The sequence below is a fragment of the Pedobacter sp. PACM 27299 genome (assembly GCF_001412655.1).
Classification (GTDB): Bacteria; Bacteroidota; Bacteroidia; order Sphingobacteriales; family Sphingobacteriaceae; genus Pedobacter.
On record NZ_CP012996.1, the window covers coordinates 725726 to 742314 of the forward strand.

General features: G+C 40.5%; 18 protein-coding genes and 1 tRNA gene. 11 read left to right on the plus strand and 8 right to left on the minus strand.

What is annotated here, in order from left to right; all coding sequences use genetic code 11:
- Nucleotides 1-15: 15 nt before the first annotated feature.
- Nucleotides 16-89: transfer RNA gene (locus AQ505_RS03005), tRNA-Asn, on the plus strand.
- 192 nt (nucleotides 90-281) lie between these two features.
- Here AQ505_RS03005 and AQ505_RS03010 read toward each other — a convergent pair.
- From AQ505_RS03010 to AQ505_RS03025, 4 genes are all read right to left on the minus strand, one after another.
- The gene (locus AQ505_RS03010; protein ID WP_062546817.1) at nucleotides 282-1265 is read right to left on the minus strand and encodes an ISAon1 family transposase; all 984 of its coding nucleotides are present in this window, start codon (nucleotides 1263-1265) and stop codon (nucleotides 282-284) included.
- The gene (locus AQ505_RS03015) at nucleotides 1246-1611 is read right to left on the minus strand and encodes an ISAon1 family transposase N-terminal region protein (protein WP_062546818.1); all 366 of its coding nucleotides are present in this window, start codon (nucleotides 1609-1611) and stop codon (nucleotides 1246-1248) included. The genes AQ505_RS03010 and AQ505_RS03015 overlap by 20 nt, the downstream gene beginning before the upstream one ends.
- Nucleotides 1612-1662: 51 nt before the next feature.
- Entirely contained in the window at nucleotides 1663-2295 is a 633-nt protein-coding gene (locus AQ505_RS03020; RefSeq protein WP_231634866.1) for an ISAon1 family transposase, read from the minus strand.
- Nucleotides 2296-2626: 331 nt separating this feature from the next.
- A complete protein-coding gene (locus AQ505_RS03025; RefSeq protein WP_062546819.1) occupies nucleotides 2627-2992 on the minus strand; it encodes an ISAon1 family transposase N-terminal region protein in 366 nt (121 codons plus the stop codon).
- Between the two features lie 850 nt (nucleotides 2993-3842).
- Here AQ505_RS03025 and AQ505_RS03035 point away from each other — a divergent pair.
- The 7 genes from AQ505_RS03035 to AQ505_RS03065 all read left to right on the plus strand — a co-directional run bounded on the left by AQ505_RS03035 (nucleotide 3843) and on the right by AQ505_RS03065 (nucleotide 10018).
- On the plus strand, nucleotides 3843-4388 hold the full coding sequence (locus tag AQ505_RS03035; protein WP_062546821.1) for a 3'-5' exonuclease: 546 nt from the start codon (nucleotides 3843-3845) through the stop codon (nucleotides 4386-4388).
- Between the two features lie 71 nt (nucleotides 4389-4459).
- Nucleotides 4460-5107, plus strand: a complete 648-nt coding sequence (locus tag AQ505_RS03040) for a hypothetical protein (RefSeq protein WP_062546822.1) — start codon at nucleotides 4460-4462, stop codon at nucleotides 5105-5107.
- Nucleotides 5108-5223: 116 nt separating this feature from the next.
- The gene (locus AQ505_RS03045) at nucleotides 5224-6279 is read left to right on the plus strand and encodes a sensor histidine kinase (RefSeq protein ID WP_062546823.1); all 1056 of its coding nucleotides are present in this window, start codon (nucleotides 5224-5226) and stop codon (nucleotides 6277-6279) included.
- Nucleotides 6276-6965 (plus strand): LytR/AlgR family response regulator transcription factor, encoded by a 690-nt coding sequence (locus AQ505_RS03050; protein ID WP_062546824.1) that lies wholly within the window; start codon nucleotides 6276-6278, stop codon nucleotides 6963-6965. The genes AQ505_RS03045 and AQ505_RS03050 overlap by 4 nt, the downstream gene beginning before the upstream one ends.
- 15 nt (nucleotides 6966-6980) lie before the next feature.
- Nucleotides 6981-8723 carry a CocE/NonD family hydrolase gene (locus tag AQ505_RS03055; RefSeq protein WP_082461394.1) on the plus strand — a complete coding sequence of 581 codons (1743 nt, stop codon included), beginning with the start codon at nucleotides 6981-6983 and terminating at the stop codon, nucleotides 8721-8723.
- Between the two features lie 76 nt (nucleotides 8724-8799).
- Entirely contained in the window at nucleotides 8800-9687 is an 888-nt protein-coding gene (locus AQ505_RS03060; RefSeq protein WP_062546825.1) for a DUF3078 domain-containing protein, read from the plus strand.
- A gap of 1 nt (nucleotide 9688) precedes the next feature.
- Nucleotides 9689-10018: a DMT family transporter gene (locus AQ505_RS03065; protein WP_062546826.1), complete on the plus strand. Its 330-nt coding sequence runs from the start codon at nucleotides 9689-9691 to the stop codon at nucleotides 10016-10018.
- Between the two features lie 175 nt (nucleotides 10019-10193).
- On the opposite strand, the gene AQ505_RS03070 is transcribed toward AQ505_RS03065, so the two are convergent.
- Nucleotides 10194-11090, minus strand: a complete 897-nt coding sequence (locus AQ505_RS03070) for a LysR family transcriptional regulator (protein ID WP_062546827.1) — start codon at nucleotides 11088-11090, stop codon at nucleotides 10194-10196.
- A 222-nt stretch (nucleotides 11091-11312) separates the two neighbouring features.
- On the opposite strand from AQ505_RS03070, the gene AQ505_RS03075 reads away from it, so the two are divergent.
- The 3 genes from AQ505_RS03075 (at nucleotide 11313) to AQ505_RS03085 (ending at nucleotide 13346) form a co-directional block, all read left to right on the plus strand.
- Nucleotides 11313-11954 carry an NAD(P)H-dependent oxidoreductase gene (locus AQ505_RS03075; protein WP_062550865.1) on the plus strand — a complete coding sequence of 214 codons (642 nt, stop codon included), beginning with the start codon at nucleotides 11313-11315 and terminating at the stop codon, nucleotides 11952-11954.
- A 203-nt stretch (nucleotides 11955-12157) separates the two neighbouring features.
- Nucleotides 12158-13048 carry a pirin family protein gene (locus AQ505_RS03080; RefSeq protein WP_062546828.1) on the plus strand — a complete coding sequence of 297 codons (891 nt, stop codon included), beginning with the start codon at nucleotides 12158-12160 and terminating at the stop codon, nucleotides 13046-13048.
- Nucleotides 13049-13064: 16 nt separating this feature from the next.
- Nucleotides 13065-13346, plus strand: coding sequence for a GNAT family N-acetyltransferase (locus AQ505_RS03085; RefSeq protein WP_062546829.1), 282 nt, complete (start codon nucleotides 13065-13067; stop codon nucleotides 13344-13346).
- A 117-nt stretch (nucleotides 13347-13463) separates the two neighbouring features.
- On the opposite strand, the gene AQ505_RS03090 is transcribed toward AQ505_RS03085, so the two are convergent.
- The 3 genes from AQ505_RS03090 to AQ505_RS03100 all read right to left on the minus strand — a co-directional run bounded on the left by AQ505_RS03090 (nucleotide 13464) and on the right by AQ505_RS03100 (nucleotide 16577).
- Nucleotides 13464-14744, minus strand: coding sequence for an acetyl-CoA hydrolase/transferase family protein (locus AQ505_RS03090; protein WP_062546830.1), 1281 nt, complete (start codon nucleotides 14742-14744; stop codon nucleotides 13464-13466).
- Between the two features lie 137 nt (nucleotides 14745-14881).
- Entirely contained in the window at nucleotides 14882-15781 is a 900-nt protein-coding gene (locus AQ505_RS03095) for a sterol desaturase family protein (RefSeq protein ID WP_062546831.1), read from the minus strand.
- 1 nt (nucleotide 15782) lies between these two features.
- Nucleotides 15783-16577 (minus strand): DUF4249 domain-containing protein, encoded by a 795-nt coding sequence (locus AQ505_RS03100; RefSeq protein WP_062546832.1) that lies wholly within the window; start codon nucleotides 16575-16577, stop codon nucleotides 15783-15785.
- Nucleotides 16578-16589: the final 12 nt, after the last annotated feature.

The window sequence follows — 16589 nt, forward strand, 5'->3', positions numbered from 1 at the left end:
TTTGGTAGCCAGTACTCCTTCTTAGCTCAGCTGGTTAGAGCATCTGACTGTTAATCAGAGGGTCGCTGGTTCGAGCCCAGCAGAGGGAGCAAAATTTGAAAGCCTTTCAGTGAAAACTGAAAGGCTTTTTTTGTTAAATGCGATTTAAAATTAAACAGGCTATTGTCGGATCAATGCCAAAAGTTGTGGAGCAAGAGATAAAATTATAGCTTTGTCTATCTATATCCCATTTTATTTGGATCAATGCCAAAAGTTGTGGAGCAGTGGTTTGAATTTCGCTGTTAAGCATACAATTGTGTAAGTCTGAAAAGGAAGAATTCAATATTTTTGACGCCTCTAAACTGAGCTCTAAAAGCTTTGATTTTGGCGTTGAAAGATTCGGCAGAAGCGTTTGTAGATCTGCGATCAAAGTAGTTTAATATGGTCTGATAATGATTCTGTATCGATCTTGCAATGGTGTTGAAAGCCTTGAAGCCAGTTTGCCTGACTCTTTCGTGCCATTTAGCCAGCTTGGCCAGTGCAAAGACCTTATTCTTTGTGTTTTCAAATAGCTGACTAAGCCCCATACTCAGCCCATATGCTGTTTTAAGATCAGGAAATCTTTCAAATAGAAGCTCAGCACGATCCTTTTGGCTTTGGGTCCAATCGGCAGGCTTTTTATACAATACGTATCTTCCCCTGGCGAGTAATTGCTTGACCGTATCCCCGTTATGGAGTACTTCCGGATGAAAAGGGTGGCCTGTTTTCTTTGATTGCTCAATGGCTTCATTTTCGATATCCATCGCTTCCCATCTATGTTTAATCCGCATTTCCTGTAGCGCTTCGGTAGCCAGTTTCTGCACATGGAAACGGTCAGTGACTCTGATAGCTCCTGGAAAACAACGTTTGCAGATTAGTTCCATATTACCTGCCATATCCAGGGTAATCTCGGTCACCTTTTTTCTCAGCCGTTCAGGAATTTGTTGCAATACAGAAATCACCGTTTCGGCTTTAGTTCCCGCTACAATAGCCACGATAGCCCCTTTTTTACCTTTAGCAGCTTTATTGGTGATAATAGTATAAAGTTCACCATGGGACAGACTGGTTTCATCAATGGAGAGCTGTTCACCAAGATTCTCCGGGTATAATAGCCATTGTTTTGCATGTGCTTTTTGATCCCAGCTTTTAAAGTCGCTGAGGTAATCACGGTACTGACGAAGCAGGTTTTTGACCTTTACACCATAAAATGAACTGATCGTATCAACGCTACTCGGGGCTGTATCGATTGATTTCTTTTAAAAAAGCCGCGAAATCTCCTGTCATTCGCGTTCCTTTCTCAACTAAAGTCCAATCCCGGTAGATCACTTTGCCGCTTTCCAAATTGATCCAGCGCCGGCGTTTGATATGATAGAAGACCTTATGTCCACGAATGGGGAAATCCTGAACCACGATCTGCGGGAAAAAACCTTTTGACTGCACCTTGAGCGAGCCCCATTCTGTAGGCAGTTGATTGAGTTCTTCCAACTGAATATGAAAAGTGTCAGGGTCTTCAATGGCATTGGTAAATTCAAAATTCTCTATGATAAATTCCGGTAAAAACAGACGAAGTAAAGTGGTGCTCGCAGAAGGCATAAATAAAAGGATCAATCCCAAATGTTGTGGAGCAAAACTGATTTTCTGTTGTTAAGCATACAATTGAGTTAGTCTGTACAGGAAGAATTCTATGTTTTTCACGCCTCTAAACAGATTTCTGAAAGCCTTTATTTTTGCATTAAAAGATTCTGCGGAAGCATTAGTAGATCTGTTGTCAAAGTAATTTAATATAGTCTGATAATGGTTCTGTATAGATCTTGCAACTGTATTGAAGGCTTTAAATCCTGTTTGCCTTACTTTTTTATGCCATTTGGCCAGTCTGGCCAATGCAAAGATTTTGTCCGTTGTATTTTCAAAGATTTGACTAAGCCCAAAACTGAGGCCATAGGCTGTTTTAAGATCGGGAAACCTCTCGAATAAGAGCTCTGCACGGTCCTTTTGACTTTCTATCCAGGCAGAAGGCTTTTTATACAATACATATCTGCTACGGGCAAGCAACTGCTTGATGGTATCTCCATTATAGAGTACTTCCGCTTGAAATGGCCTACCTGTCTTTTTTGATCTTTCTATAGCTTCATTTTCCTGATCCATAGCTTCCCATCTGTATTTGATCCGCATTTCCTGTAGTGCCTCGATAGCCAGTTTCTGTACATGAAACCGATCGGTCACTCTGGTTGCTTGCGGAAAACAACGTTTGCAGATCAATTCCATGTTACCAGCCATATCCAAGGTGACTTCAGTGACCTTTTTTCTTCCCCTTTACGGCATTCTTTTCAACACGGAAATAACGGTTTCCGCTTTCGTGCCTGCTACAATGGCAACGATAGCCCCTTTCTTACCTTTTGCGGCTTTGTTGGTAAGGATGGTATAAAGTTCACCATGGGATAGACTGGTCTCGTCTATAGAAAGCTGTTCACCAAGATTTTCCGGATATAACAGCCACTTTTTTGCATGCGATTTTTGATCCCAGCTTTTAAAGTCACTGAGGTAATCACGATATTGACGAAGTAGATTCTTAGCTTTTACACCATAGAATGAACTGATGGCATCAACGCTACTCGGCGCTGTATCGATTGATTTCTTTTAAAAAAGCCGCGAAATCTCCAGTCATTCGCGTTCCCTTTTCTACTAAAGTCCAATTCCGATAAATCACCTTGGACGTTTCTGTATTGAGCCATCGGCGTCTGCGGATATGAAAAAACACTTTATGCCCACGGATAGGAAAGTCTTGAATTACAATCTGAGGGAAAAAGCCTTTGGACAAAACTTTGATCCCATCCCACTCTGAGGGAGGATTATTCAATTCTTCAAGTTCGATGTGGAAGGTTTCACTATCCTCAATAAGCCCTTTGAATTCAAAATTCTCTAGTATAAAATCTGGCAGAAATAATCTGAGAAAGGATGCAGTACCTGATGGCATAAATATAAAACTGTATGGAAATGCAAATCTATATTTTTATCGCATGCTCCACAACATTTGGGATTGATCCGTAGTTACGCCGTTCTTTTCCTGAACATAGTTTTTGTCCTTTGTTTCAGTGTCTATTTTGTTTTGATCCACATCACATCGCGTGTTTGTATGAACATCAAAGCTATATTCTATCTTGTCTTTTTTCTTCACAGTCAGTTGCGTACACTCGTAGTATGTTCTTACTGCCTCTGATTTCTTTGAGCAGGATAAACTGAGTGATATTGCTAGTATAGCTAAAAATATTTTCTTCATAGGGTCTTGGAAATTGAGCGTCTAAAATCAGTATTATCTAAGATTTATTTTAGCTCATTCTAACCATAAAATAGTTGTGAATGGGATTTGAACACCTATAGCGACACATTGTGCTCATTTTAAGCTCTTGTATTTTTAAGGCGATATCAAAAGCACACTTCTTATACAAAGTATGTAGAAGACTCATCATATTTTGGTTTTAACGGAAAGGTTTTTCAGTGTTCAGAAAAAAATCTATATTTGATCATTATAAAAATTAATGTTCTTAGTTCTCAGAAAATCAAGTCAGTATAAAAAAATACTGACAGCAGCTTAAAAGCTACATTCCTTCCGCAGTACAATATTCTTCCATAACACATTATTGGTGATACTTTTTATGGGTCAATCTATACAGGGCTTTTAAAAATTATGCAACTGACCCGTAATCTACATCAGAATGACATCGTGCTGGAAGGTTGAACCGTCTCAATAGAAATGAAGGATTTGAATTTACTTAGATGCTGAGCACTCCACATTTAAACAAAAATGAAAAATAAAATTTTAAAGAATGGCAAATAAATTAGACAAAATAGTCATCGTAGATATAGAAGCAACTTGCTGGAATACGGGACAGCCCAAAGGAATGGAAAGTGATATTATTGAGGTTGGTGTGTGCCTCCTGGATATTCGCAGCGGCGAAATCTCTGAAAATAGAGGAATATTAGTAAGGCCAGAACGGTCTGAGATCAGTGTATTTTGTACTGAACTGACTACCATCACCCCGGATATGATTGAAAAGGAAGGGATCGCATTTAAAGAAGCCTGCAGCATTTTACAAGATCAGTATTTGTCGCAGGGAAGACCTTGGGCAAGCTTTGGCGCATACGATCAGAAACAATTTCAGAAGCAATGTATTGCGATGGGGATTGGATACCCTTTTGGCCCTTCTCATATCAATGTAAAGACACTATTTGCATTAAAAAAGAAGTTATCCCATGAAAAAGGAATGTCGGCTGCTTTGAACTTATTGAAGATCCCTCTGCAAGGAACCCATCACCGTGGTGTTGATGATGCAAATAATATCGCCAAAATACTATACTGGATTTTAAGCTAAAGCTATCCTAAACATCAAAAAATCTGTTTTAATTATGGATTTGCTGTTAATTTGCATCTTCCTATTGAAATATGAAATATAGCTTCTTCCTTTTTATCGCTTTCCTATCCTTCCAGATTTCCACATTTGGACAACCTAAAAAAGTTCAACCACTGCATCAGTTGATGCAGGCAAACGCAGATTCCACGTTGGTTCTAGAGTTTACCAGCAGCTGGTTTCATTTTCCATCCTACTATCTGCTTAGCAAAAAAGACAATATCATCAGCTGCTACACCTATGAATTAGCTGAAAAACCCGGTGCTTTCGGGCCTACGCCAGCAAAGATTTCTGAGGCGATGTTTCAGCTTCAAATGAAAATACTTTCCGAACCAATGGATATCAATAATTTTTTTAGGAGTTACCTGGGAAAGCTCGAAGAACGGAAACAGTTTTGGAATCAGGTGGCTGCGCTTCAGCCATGGCAGCTGAAAGACGATGCTATGGAAGGCGATCGTTGCCCGGCAGCTCCTCATACCCATGCTGAACGCGATGCTCCGGTGGTTTATGATGGAGGCGGGATACAGCTCTATTTGATCACAAAAGCAGAAATCAAAATGCTTGACTTTGATGCGCCTCAATTTTATGAGGAAAATTGTCCGGGGAGGCCAGGCAGAATTGCGATCAACAAAATTGCCACTTTGTTTAAAGGTCATTTCTTACCTGAAAAAACTAAACGCTAATGATTTGCGCTATCCTGAACAGTTTTCTCTGCGTTCATCCCCAAAATCACGACAGTCCTGTACTTTATCTTTTTTATTGTGATTAATTCCGTTGATTTGTTTTCAAATAGCGGATTTTGAAAACTAAACCTTTATCACTTTATTGGAAATGTCAGCTGCTAGGCTGGACCAGCGCTTCCTCGTATTGGACGCTGCAAGGACTGCTGACTGGTGGTTTTCGTCTGGATCTGGCCTTGCTGCAATTGATTACAGATGTGTTAATCTATGTATTGATTACGCATTTGTATCGTAATTTCTCCCGCAGCCAGCATTGGCAGGACTTGCCCTTACGCAGTTTGTTTAAAAGAATTCTACCTGGCATAGTGGTAATGGGTATCATTTATACCATCGTTACCGTACTTAAACTCTATGGCATCCGGCTGCTTTTTTCTTTAAATTCTCAACAGTCTTTAACTGATTTTTTCAAGGAAAATGGGCTTGGGATCTTCATGGCAGGCATCCGTTTAATGGCCATTTGGTTATTAGCGTACCATCTCTATCATTATGCGAAAAGAGAACTTCGACTCGCAAATCAAAACGCAAAGCTGGAATTAAACTTTAAACAGGCACAGTTAGATAACCTTTACATGCAGCTCAATCCGCATTTCTTATTCAATGCGTTGAATACCATTAAATCGCTTAGCTATAGCAATCCCGCAGCTGCAGGGCGAGGAGTGGATTTGTTGAGTGAACTTTTGCGGGCAGGACTTTATCGTGGCAATGCCATGTTAATGCCTTTAGATGACGAACTTGCGCTGGTGAAGGATTATCTGGAGCTTGAGAAAATGCGGATGGGAGAAAGATTGACGTTTAAAATAGAAAGTGATGTGTCGTTTTCCATCATTCCAGTGCCGAGAATGAGTATTCAAGGACTGGTAGAGAACGCAGTGAAACACGGAATCGCTGTGAAGAAAGAAGGTGGATTTATCCATGTTGTCCTAAGCAATAAATCAGAGCAGCTCTGTATTGAGGTGACTAGTCCAGGCAAATTATCCAGAAATCATGATAAAGCTGGAATCGGTCTTGCCAATCTGGAAGAAAGGCTGCAGATTATTTATACTGGCAATGCACAGTTCGAAATTTATGAAAATGAAGAGGGCGTATGTGCCGTAATTAAAATTCCTTTGCAATGAAAATTATCAGGGCATTAATTATTGATGATGAGCCAGGGGCGAGGATGGAGCTCATACGGATGCTCAAAGCGTATCCCCAGGTCAGAGTTTTAGCAGAAGCCTCAAATGCAGATGAGGCGGAAAAATTGATTGGACTTTTGAAACCAGACCTGATATTTTTGGACATTCAGATGCCAGGCCGTTCGGGTTTTGAGCTATTGGAAGATCTGGACTGCTTACCGATCGTAATATTCGTTACCGCGTATGATGAGTACGCTTTGAAAGCCTTTCAGGTAGCTGCGCTGGACTATTTGATGAAGCCGGTCAGGGAGGAGCGTTTCGCTAAAGCCATGAATCAGATATTTGAACGGACTGCAGTTAAGGAGGAAGCTTCGGTTTTTGTGAAAGATAAAGACCGGCATCACCTGATCAAATGGAGTACAGTGTACCTGATTGAGTCTTTAGATAACTACGCCAGGCTGTATTTTGGAGAAGAGCAGGTATTGCTGAAAACTTCCCTCAACCAATTGGAGGGAAAACTGGACAAACACACGTTTTTCAGGGCTAATCGCAGTCAGCTAATTAATTTGAATCATATTAAAACCATTATTAGGCAAGCCAATGGGATGTTGGTCAGGATGGGCACTGGTGAAGAAGTGCGTATCTCAGAACGGCAGGCCGTTAAATTCAGAAATTTAAATCAATAATAACATTTGATCATCATGAAAAAGAACAGAAAAACCTTCGGTATGGCCATGCTATGTCTTTTATTTAGTCATTTAGGTTTTGGCCAAACGCTGACTTTACCGGATAAGGTAAAGTATGACATCGCAGATAGCGTGTTGATCAAAGCCCCCAATGGCATTACTTTATCCGCTGTAGTGGTCAGGAAAAAGGGTGCTCCTTTGCAGCAGCCAACTGCATTAATGTATTTTATTTATTCAGATACTAAAAGAAGTCTGATGGAGGCTAAATACGCTGCAGACCATGGTTATGTAGGAATTGTGGCGGATGCGAGGGGTAAGCGGCTCAGTCCGGATGATCCTGTACCTTATGAGCATGAGGCGAAAGATGTGAATTTGGTGATCGATTGGATCGTGCAGCAACCCTGGAGTGATGGACGCGTAGCGATGTATGGAGGAAGTTATTCTGGCTTTGCACAATGGGCGGCAGCGAAATACTTGCACCCTGCATTGAAAACTATTGTGCCTTATGTGGCTGCAATTCCCGGATTAGGGCTTCCTATGGAAAACAATATCTTTTTATTGGCCAATTACCAATGGCCGTTTTATGTAACCAATAACAAATATACTGATGATGCGGTCAATAATGATGGGGCACGCTGGCGAGCTATGCGCATGAAATGGTGGGAAAGTGGACTGGCGTACAATAAGGTTGACAGTTTGGATGGTACTCCGAATCCCTGGCTGCAGAAATGGTTGTCACATCCGGATTATGATACTTATTGGCAATCCATGGTTCCTTTTAAGCAGGACTATGCGAAAATTAATATCCCTGTTCTGACCATTACCGGCTACTATGATGATGGGCAGGTGTCGGCATTGGAATATTTGAGGGAGCATTACAAATACCGTCCCAATGCGGAACATTACCTGATTATTGGCCCTTATGATCATTTTGGAGCACAAAAAGGAGGCATTCCAAACTTACGGGGTTATCAGGTTGATGAGCGGGCGCTGATCAATACCCGGGAGATTACTTTTCAATGGATGGATTATATCCTGAAAGCCGGGAAGAAACCAGAACTGCTCCAGGATAAGATCAATTTTGAAGTGATGGGGGCCAATACCTGGCGTCATGTTCCTTCCCTGGATCAAATGGAAGCTTCTAAAATTCGCTTTTATCTGGACAAAACCGGAGAAGAGTATCGGCTTTCCCCACTGAAACCTGTTCAAGGCAGTTTTACGGATCAAACTGTCGACATGAGGGATAGAACCACCATGAACAACGATTATTATCCTGATCCGATTGTCAAAGATGAAATCGACAAAAGTAACGGCTTGTTCTTTTTAACTAAGCCATTTGATACTGCTGTTTCTGTAAGTGGTTCATTGGAAGGGGAACTAAAGGCGATCATCAATAAAAAAGATATGGATGTTGGCTTGACTTTATATGAGCTGACACCAGATGGGCAGTATTTCCAACTTTCCTATTTTTTAGGCAGAGCAAGTTATGCCCATGACAGCAGCAAACGAAAACTATTGTGTCCTGGAAAGGAAGAAACGATTCCTTTTTACCGCTCCAGGGTATTCAGCAGGCAGCTTAAAAAGGGAAGCCGTTTGTTATTGATGCTCAATATTGACAAAAATCCGTTTGCAGAGATCAATTATGGAACGGGAAAGCAGGTGAGCAGAGAAAGCATGAAAGACGCGGGGGAGCCTTTAAAGATTAAGTGGTCAACACAAAGCTATATAGATCTTGGTATCTCCAGCGCTGAGCAGTAAGCCAATTGACCTTTCAGGCACATTATTTGTATTTCTATGGTAGTCCTTTAATTTTCAACCCATTAAATGCTTACCTATGAAAAAATTACTACTACTTTTTATGCTTTCGGCTGTTAGTTTATTTAGCTATAGTCAAGTGCCAGCCGCTATAGACACCGCTAAAAGGTGGACTATCCATGGAGAGAATACTTTTTTAATTAACCAGAGTTCTTTTACCAATTGGGCAGGTGGAGGCGTTAATGCCTTTGCTGGAAATTTGTTATTTAACTACGATTTTAACTATAAAAAGGACAAATTGAGTTGGGATAATAAAGTGATTCTTGGCTATGGCCTGAGTAAACAGCAAGATATTGGTGTACGAAAAAACGATGATAAGATCATCCTGAATAGTTTGGTCGGGTATAAAGCAGCCAAATATTGGATGTATACTTTTTACGCCAATTTCCAAACACAGTTTGCTAATGGTTATACGTACCCTGCTTCTGGCAGAACGTTAATTTCTACGGCTTTTGCCCCCGCTTATTTAACTTTCGGACCCGGTTTTGCCTATAAACGTTCGGATAACTTCAGGGTGAATATTTCTCCAGCAGCAGCGAGGATTGTAATAGTGACCAATAAAGAATTATCTGATGCAGGTGCTTATGGCGTAGATCCGGGTAAGAAAAGCGATTTCCAATTCGGTGCTTCGCTGGATGCTTATTATAAAATCAACCTGATGGAAAATATTAGTTTTGAGAACATTCTGAAACTATATTCCAATTACCTGGATAAACCTCAAAATGTGTATACGGACTATACTGCGAATCTTTTCCTGAAGGTGAACAAATTTGTATCTGTAAATGCTGGTGCACAATTTATCTATGATGACAAAACAAAAATCGCTAAAGATGATGGATCTGGAGAATCCCGTTCCGTATTGCAAATAAAACAGATCTTTGGGGCTGGTTTAACTTACAAATTTTAACATGAAGTTCCTTTATCTGTTTATCGCAATCATCGCCGAAGTATTTGCTACCAGTGCTCTAAAAGCCTCGGAGCAGTTTTCTAAGCCCCTGCCTTCTATTATTGTAGTGGTCGGTTATGTGTTGGCCTTTTACTTTCTCAGTTTAACATTAAAAACCATACCTGTAGGCATTGCTTACGCGTTATGGTCGGGCGTGGGCATTGTATTGGTTTCAGCAGCCGGGTATTTTCTGTATAAACAGACTTTGGATTTACCGGCATTGCTGGGTATTGGATTGATCATTATCGGTGTGATTGTGATCAATGTGTTTTCAAAATCTGCCGCGCATTAAAAAGGAAAATAGCTCCATTTGATGTTTTCATGTGAACCCCAACAGTTGAAAGAAAACTTTTGGGGTTCATTTTAGCGCATGGTCAGTCTGTTTTAAATATTAGCGCTTCTCTATTTACATGAGAACTTTGTTTTCAATCACATTTGTTCTTTCAGATCACACCTTCTATTTTAAATCAGACCATTTCTTTTTTAAATATCTCTTCGATCACTTTGATTTCTTCCGCATAGATGGTCTTCTTTCTGGTCGAGAAATACAGCGTATTTTCAATCACATCATTTCCTTCCCAGATCACTTTCATCTGTCCGCTTTCTATTTCTTTTCGACATAAAAAGTCTGGAATGATGGCTACACCATTTTGTCCGCTGATACAACGTACAATAGAGCTCAGGTTTGGTACAATGTAATTGGGCTTGAAGTCTGGGCGCTTATTAAAGTTAAGGTGCCAGAAACGCCTTAAATGCTCCATATCGGCAGTAGTGCCATACCAGGTTTGCTGTTTCAGCCAGGCATGGACCTCTTTCATGTCTCCTTTTTGCAGCAATTCCTCAAAACCACTGGTGTCCGTTTTGCTGCCGGCAACAAGCACAATCTTCTCTTTTGAAAAGGGCAGGTAATTGATATTATTGGAATCCCCTTTTTGTGGGGTGATGATCAAGTCAAGGATGCCATTATCGAGGTCGCTGAGCATTTCCGGATATTCTCCGAATTTAATAATCACATTAAATGGGAGGCTTGGTAAATAAGATTCCAGGGTAAATTGAAAAGTTTCAAAACACATCCCGATGCTGATGGTGGGTGTATCCTTTTCTGTACTCTTATGAAAATGATGCTCCGCAGTTTCCAGTTTTGTGATTGCATCCAAGATGTAATTGTACAACACTTTACCTCTTTCCGTAGAGACCATTTTCCTGGAAGTCCGGTCGAATAGTTTATACCCTACATAGGCTTCTAAAGAATTGAGGTGTAAACTGACCCCAGGCTGAGAAATATACAATACCTCTGCTGCGCCGGTTAGCGTTCCCGTTTCATATATCGCTTTAAATGTTCTGAACCATTCTAGATTAACCATTTGCTATTTATTATAGTTGTACTGTGTGATTGTTTTTCTATTATAATTATGATACAAAGATATGATTTAAGTTATTTTAATTATAGAGTAAGTCTGCTTAATTTTGTATCATCAAAAAGATAATAAGATTTATGATCCAGATCATTAGGTGATTAAGGATCAAAATCGTTTAAAGGTTAAACAAAAATGCTGAACCTAAGATCAGCGCTAAAAAAGATAAAAATGAAAATATTTGTGATAAATGGTGGACAAGCTTTCGGTCATTCTGGTGGCCGCTTTAATGCAACAGTTGCTGCAGAAACAATTAGCTTTTTCGAGAATCAACCTGGTTTTGAAGTAAAATCGACAAATGTGAATGATGATTATGATCCTTTAGCAGAGGTAGAAAAATACACCTGGGCAGACCTGGTCATTTATCATACTCCCATCTGGTGGTTTCAGGTGCCTCATGGATTGAAAAAATATATTGACGTGGTTTTTACCGTAGGACACAATAGAGGAATTTATAAAAGTGACGGCCGTTCTGCAGAAAATCCAGCCATTAACTATGGTACAGGTGGATTGTTAACTGGTAAAAAGTATCTATTAACGACTTCCTGGAATGCGCCAAAAGAAGCTTTTACGCTTCCCGGAGAGTTCTTTGACCAAAAAAGTGTGGATGATGGCCCATTATTCGGATTCCACCGCATGAACGCTTTTACAGGGATGAAACCATTGCCAAGTCTGCATTTTCATGATGTGGAAAAGAATGCAGATGTGGAAACTGACTTGAAGAGATACCGGGCACATTTAGCTGCGCTTTTTATTCCCGACGCTAATGCAGGGAGCTTGCAGGAATCTGAGCTTGAAGCGTCCGCCTTGTAAAAATTGCAGTCAGTGAACGACTTGTTTTTGTGCCTAACTCTGGAAAATGATGCATCTCAAATCATTCATTTTAGAATCAAGCAACCGACCTGAAAAGGGTCGTTTCCACAGTGAAACGGCCCTTTTCTTTTGATAGGTAAAAATTAGTTATTTCTTTATTTGCCACCCTTTTAATGGTAACTTAGAATAATAGATAATTCCTTATGTCGAATATTAAACTGATTATTGAAGAGCGAGCGAGTAATATTGGTAATTTTATGGTGGGCAGGCTGCTGCCATTCCGTGAAAAAAGAATGGTAGGCCCATTTGCTTTTATCGACCACATGGGGCCTGTTTGTTTAAGTGACCATGAAAATCTTGATGTTCCTCCACATCCACATATCGGACTTTCTACGCTTACTTATCTTTTTGAAGGCAGTATTATGCACAAGGATAGCCTGGCAAATGAAATTGAAATTAAACCTGGACAAGTCAACTGGATGACCGCCGGAAAGGGAATAGTTCATTCCGAACGTACACCTGCCCACTTACGTCATTCTGATAAAATGCTTCATGGCTTACAAATTTGGGTGGCCTTACCCAAAGATCTGGAACACATGGAACCCGAATTTTTTCATGTAGAGGCTGAAGATATTCCATTCTGGGAACAAGATGGTGTCTCTATTAAACTGATCGCTGGTACTGCTTTTGGAAAGCAATCTCCGGTACCTGTTTACAGTCCGCTTTATTTCCTGGAATTGAAAACAAAAACGCGTAAAACCGTTAAAATTGGCGAAGATTTATTCGGAGAAAGTGGATTGTACATCTTAGCGGGCGCGATCGAAAGTGAAGGATTTACCTATGAACCGAAACAGCTGCTAGTCGCTAATGACAGTAAACTGTGTGAATTTGTGATGCAGGAAAATACGACGGTCTACCTATTTGGCGGTACTACTTTTCCAGAGGAGCGTTTTATCTATTGGAATTTTGTGGCTACTTCTAAAGAAATTATTGAACAGGCTAAAAATAAATGGCTGGAGCAGTCTTTTGAAAGAGTCCCTGGAGAAACAGATTTTGTTCCTTTGCCAGAGCAAGGGAGGAGTATAAAAAGTTAGATTTAAATTTATTCTTATGAAAATTGAACATCTAAATGAAAATAAAGGTGGCTATTTTAAAGCTGTAAATGAAGGCAAGACTGCGGCAATTATGAACTATGCCTGGGCTGGCCCGGGAAAAATCGTAATCGAGCATACAGAGGTCAAGCCAGATTACTCCGGACAAGGTTTAGGAAAGGATTTAGTATTCGCAGCGGTAGACTATGCCAGGCTACAGAAAGTAAAGATCCTTCCACTGTGTCCATTTGCTAAAAGTATCTTCAATAAGAATGAATCACTGAATGACGTGCTTTTTTAAAAGTTGAACCGGCTATCCCCCGCAATGGTGCCGGTTCCCCCCATAATAGAAATTCATTAATATCCAGATAATGAACGATTCAAATAAACAGTAGATTAACGCTATTGAATAGTAGTATTATTGGTTAAAGCGCTCATGGAAGGCGCGATCCAATTCCTCTCTGTGCATGGGATGGGCAAGGCTGATCAAAGCTTTGGCTCTTTGTTTTAAGCTCATTCCAAACAAGTTAACTTTGCCATATTCTGTCACAATCCAGTGTACATGCCCTCTGGTGGTCACTACGCCAGCTCCTTGTTTCAGGAAAGGAACAATTCTGGAAATGCCTTTTGAGGTTATGGAAGGGAGGGCAATGATTGGTTTTCCACCTTCAGAGAGGGAGGCACCATGGATAAAATCCATTTGTCCGCCAATACCGGAGTACTGATAAGTACCCATAGAATCCGCACAGATCTGACCGGTTAAGTCCAGCTCGATCGCTGAATTAATGGCAGTTACTTTAGGGTTTTTTCTAATGATGCTGGTATCATTTGCATAAGAGATGTCCATCACACGAACAATAGGATTGTCATTTACAAAATCATATAATTTCCGAGTGCCGATCATAAAAGAGGTGATGGACTTGCCGCGGTTTATCTTTTTAAGACTATTATTGATCACCCCATTTTGAATTAATGGAATCACCCCATCGGAAAGCATCTCTGTATGTAAGCCCAGATTTTTATGGCCGGTTAAGTTTTTCAATACCTGATCAGGAATACCGCCAATTCCCAGCTGCAGAGTGGCGCCATCTTCTACTAAAGAGGCAATATGTGCACCGATGGTAATCGTTGCTTCACTGGTTTTTGCAGAATAATCCACCTCTGGTAATTCCTGTTCAAAATAAACCAGGGAGTTAATGGCAGAAATGTGTACAAAACCATCACCATGTGTTCTCGGCATTTTTGGATTTACCTGGGCGATGATATGTTTTGCGGTATCTACCGCTGCTCTGGCAATGTCTACAGAAGTTCCTAAGGAGCAATATCCATGGGCATCAGGCTCAGAAACCTGGATCAGGGCCACATCAATCGGTAAAAATCCTTCTTTAAACAGTTTTGGAATCTGACTTAAAAAAATGGGGATGTAATCTCCATTCATGCTATTGGCTACCGCCCTGGTATTTGCCGATACGAATAGGGAATTAAAGAAAAAGCTTTCGCGATAAGGGCTTTGATTGAAATCAACATCTCCAAGTGTAGTGATGCTGGTGATCTCTACATTTTTAAGTTCCTGATGTCTTTTTTGTAAGGTTTTAATCAGGTGAACCGGCGTAGCGGCACTGCCATGAATAAATACGCGATCACCTGATTTAATGGCTTGCAGGGCTTGTTCTGCGGTAGTATAGTTTGGAACATTCATAGGTTTTGATGCTGCTTTAAGGAAATTTGGAGTTAGACTCCTTACCTAACAAAAAGGTAAGGATTTTGTGCTAAATCTCTTTACAAATCGCCGTAAAGCAGCTGATCTAAATCATGAAAATAACTGACCTTCGTCAGCTAGGCTCCTGCCTGATCCTGGAGCTCTTTCTGCAATATCTTTGAGGTTTTACCATTTCCGTCATGACTCCATCCCGGAGGATTAAACATATATTTCAGTTTATTCTTCCATCCCGGTGCTTTTTTAACATCATCAGAAAGTGCAATCAGCTCATGAAAAATAATATTTACTGCGCCCTGGCCTTCCGGCTGTGTGGTTAAGCCATAGTGGATTTCCTCTTCCGGTATTTCCTCCTGAAAAGTACCGAACCAGCGGTCCCATAAAATCAGAACCATACCCATGTTTTTATCCAGATAACGCACGTTACTGGCATGGTGAACGCGGTGATGTGAAGGTGTCACAAAGATATATTCGATCCATGGATGAAGTTTTCCGATGGCCTGCGTATGCACGAGATTGCCATAAATCTGAGTAATCAGGTAGGCGAAAAGTATGTCAAAGGCATTGAAGCCCATAAAAGCCAGTGGCAAATAGAAAAATACGCGGTATAGAGGTTCAAATACGGTAGACCTGAAACCTGTGGTCAGGTTGAAAAATTCCGAAGAATGGTGGGTCACATGCATCGCCCAGAATAGGCGTACATAATGGCCAGTGGTATGCAGCAGCCAGTAAAGCAGGTCCTGAGCCAGAATCAATACGATCCAATACAGCCACACATTGGAAATTTCAAACAGACGATAATGCTCGTAACAATAATCCAATAGGAAGAAAGTGGCAGTTTTCATGGTCAGGTTAACGATAAACGCTACTGCCATCAGGTACACATTGGTTAAAGTATCACGTCCATGATACACTTTTTTATCATGGACGTAACTAAAGTACATTTCTACTAAAGTAAGGATTACAACAAAGCCAAAGAGGGCAACAATGCTCAGGTTTTTGTCTACTAATTCATTCATCTTATGGGATCACTAACGTTCTTTTTTCTGTGGTATGTGCACTGAAAAAGCCGAGTGCGCCATTTGTTATATTGCTCAGTGGATTGGCAGGGGCAGCTCCATTATCAGAGCCTTCCGCAGCAGACAGACTGAAAAGGTAAAGGTAAACAGAAGGATCAATACTATGCATTTCGATACCTAATTTGTCTCCTTTTTTAAAGTTCCTTGACAAATCATCGGTTTTGTTTTCAAAAATGACAGCCGTTGTTACTTCCTGACCGGGAGTGAATTGATCGTTCATCATGCTGTAGTTCCTTTGACGTCTGCCATTGTGAAACAGCTCAAACCAGTAAAAGTTTGTCACGTTTGCCGGATCCTTATATTTTACATAAGTGGTGACTTTCAAGCTGTCAAAATCTTTGGCTTTCAGGTAAAAATCATCAAAAGGGACTACTAAAGGCATAGTGCTGGAAGCTTTGAAAGTTTCACCTTCTACAACAACAGTCAAATGATAAGTTTGACCTGGAATACCGGTTAAAGTTGATAATTTATATACCCCCGGACTATCTTCCAGCAGGGTATAAGCAGTGCCATTGTTTTCTATCTTCACTACTGCACCACTCAATCCGCTAAAAGGGTTGGTATCCTTAAAGTTTCTGGTTTTGCTGAGCAATACAGTACAGGAACCAGGTTCATTGGTAAGCGTACCTTCAATCACGTATTTTACTTCGTTATCCTTGTATTTTAAGTCGATCACCTTTTCACAGGAACCTAGTAATATAGGGAAGAGCAGGAGGATATAAGCTATGTTTTTCATGTGGGTATTTTT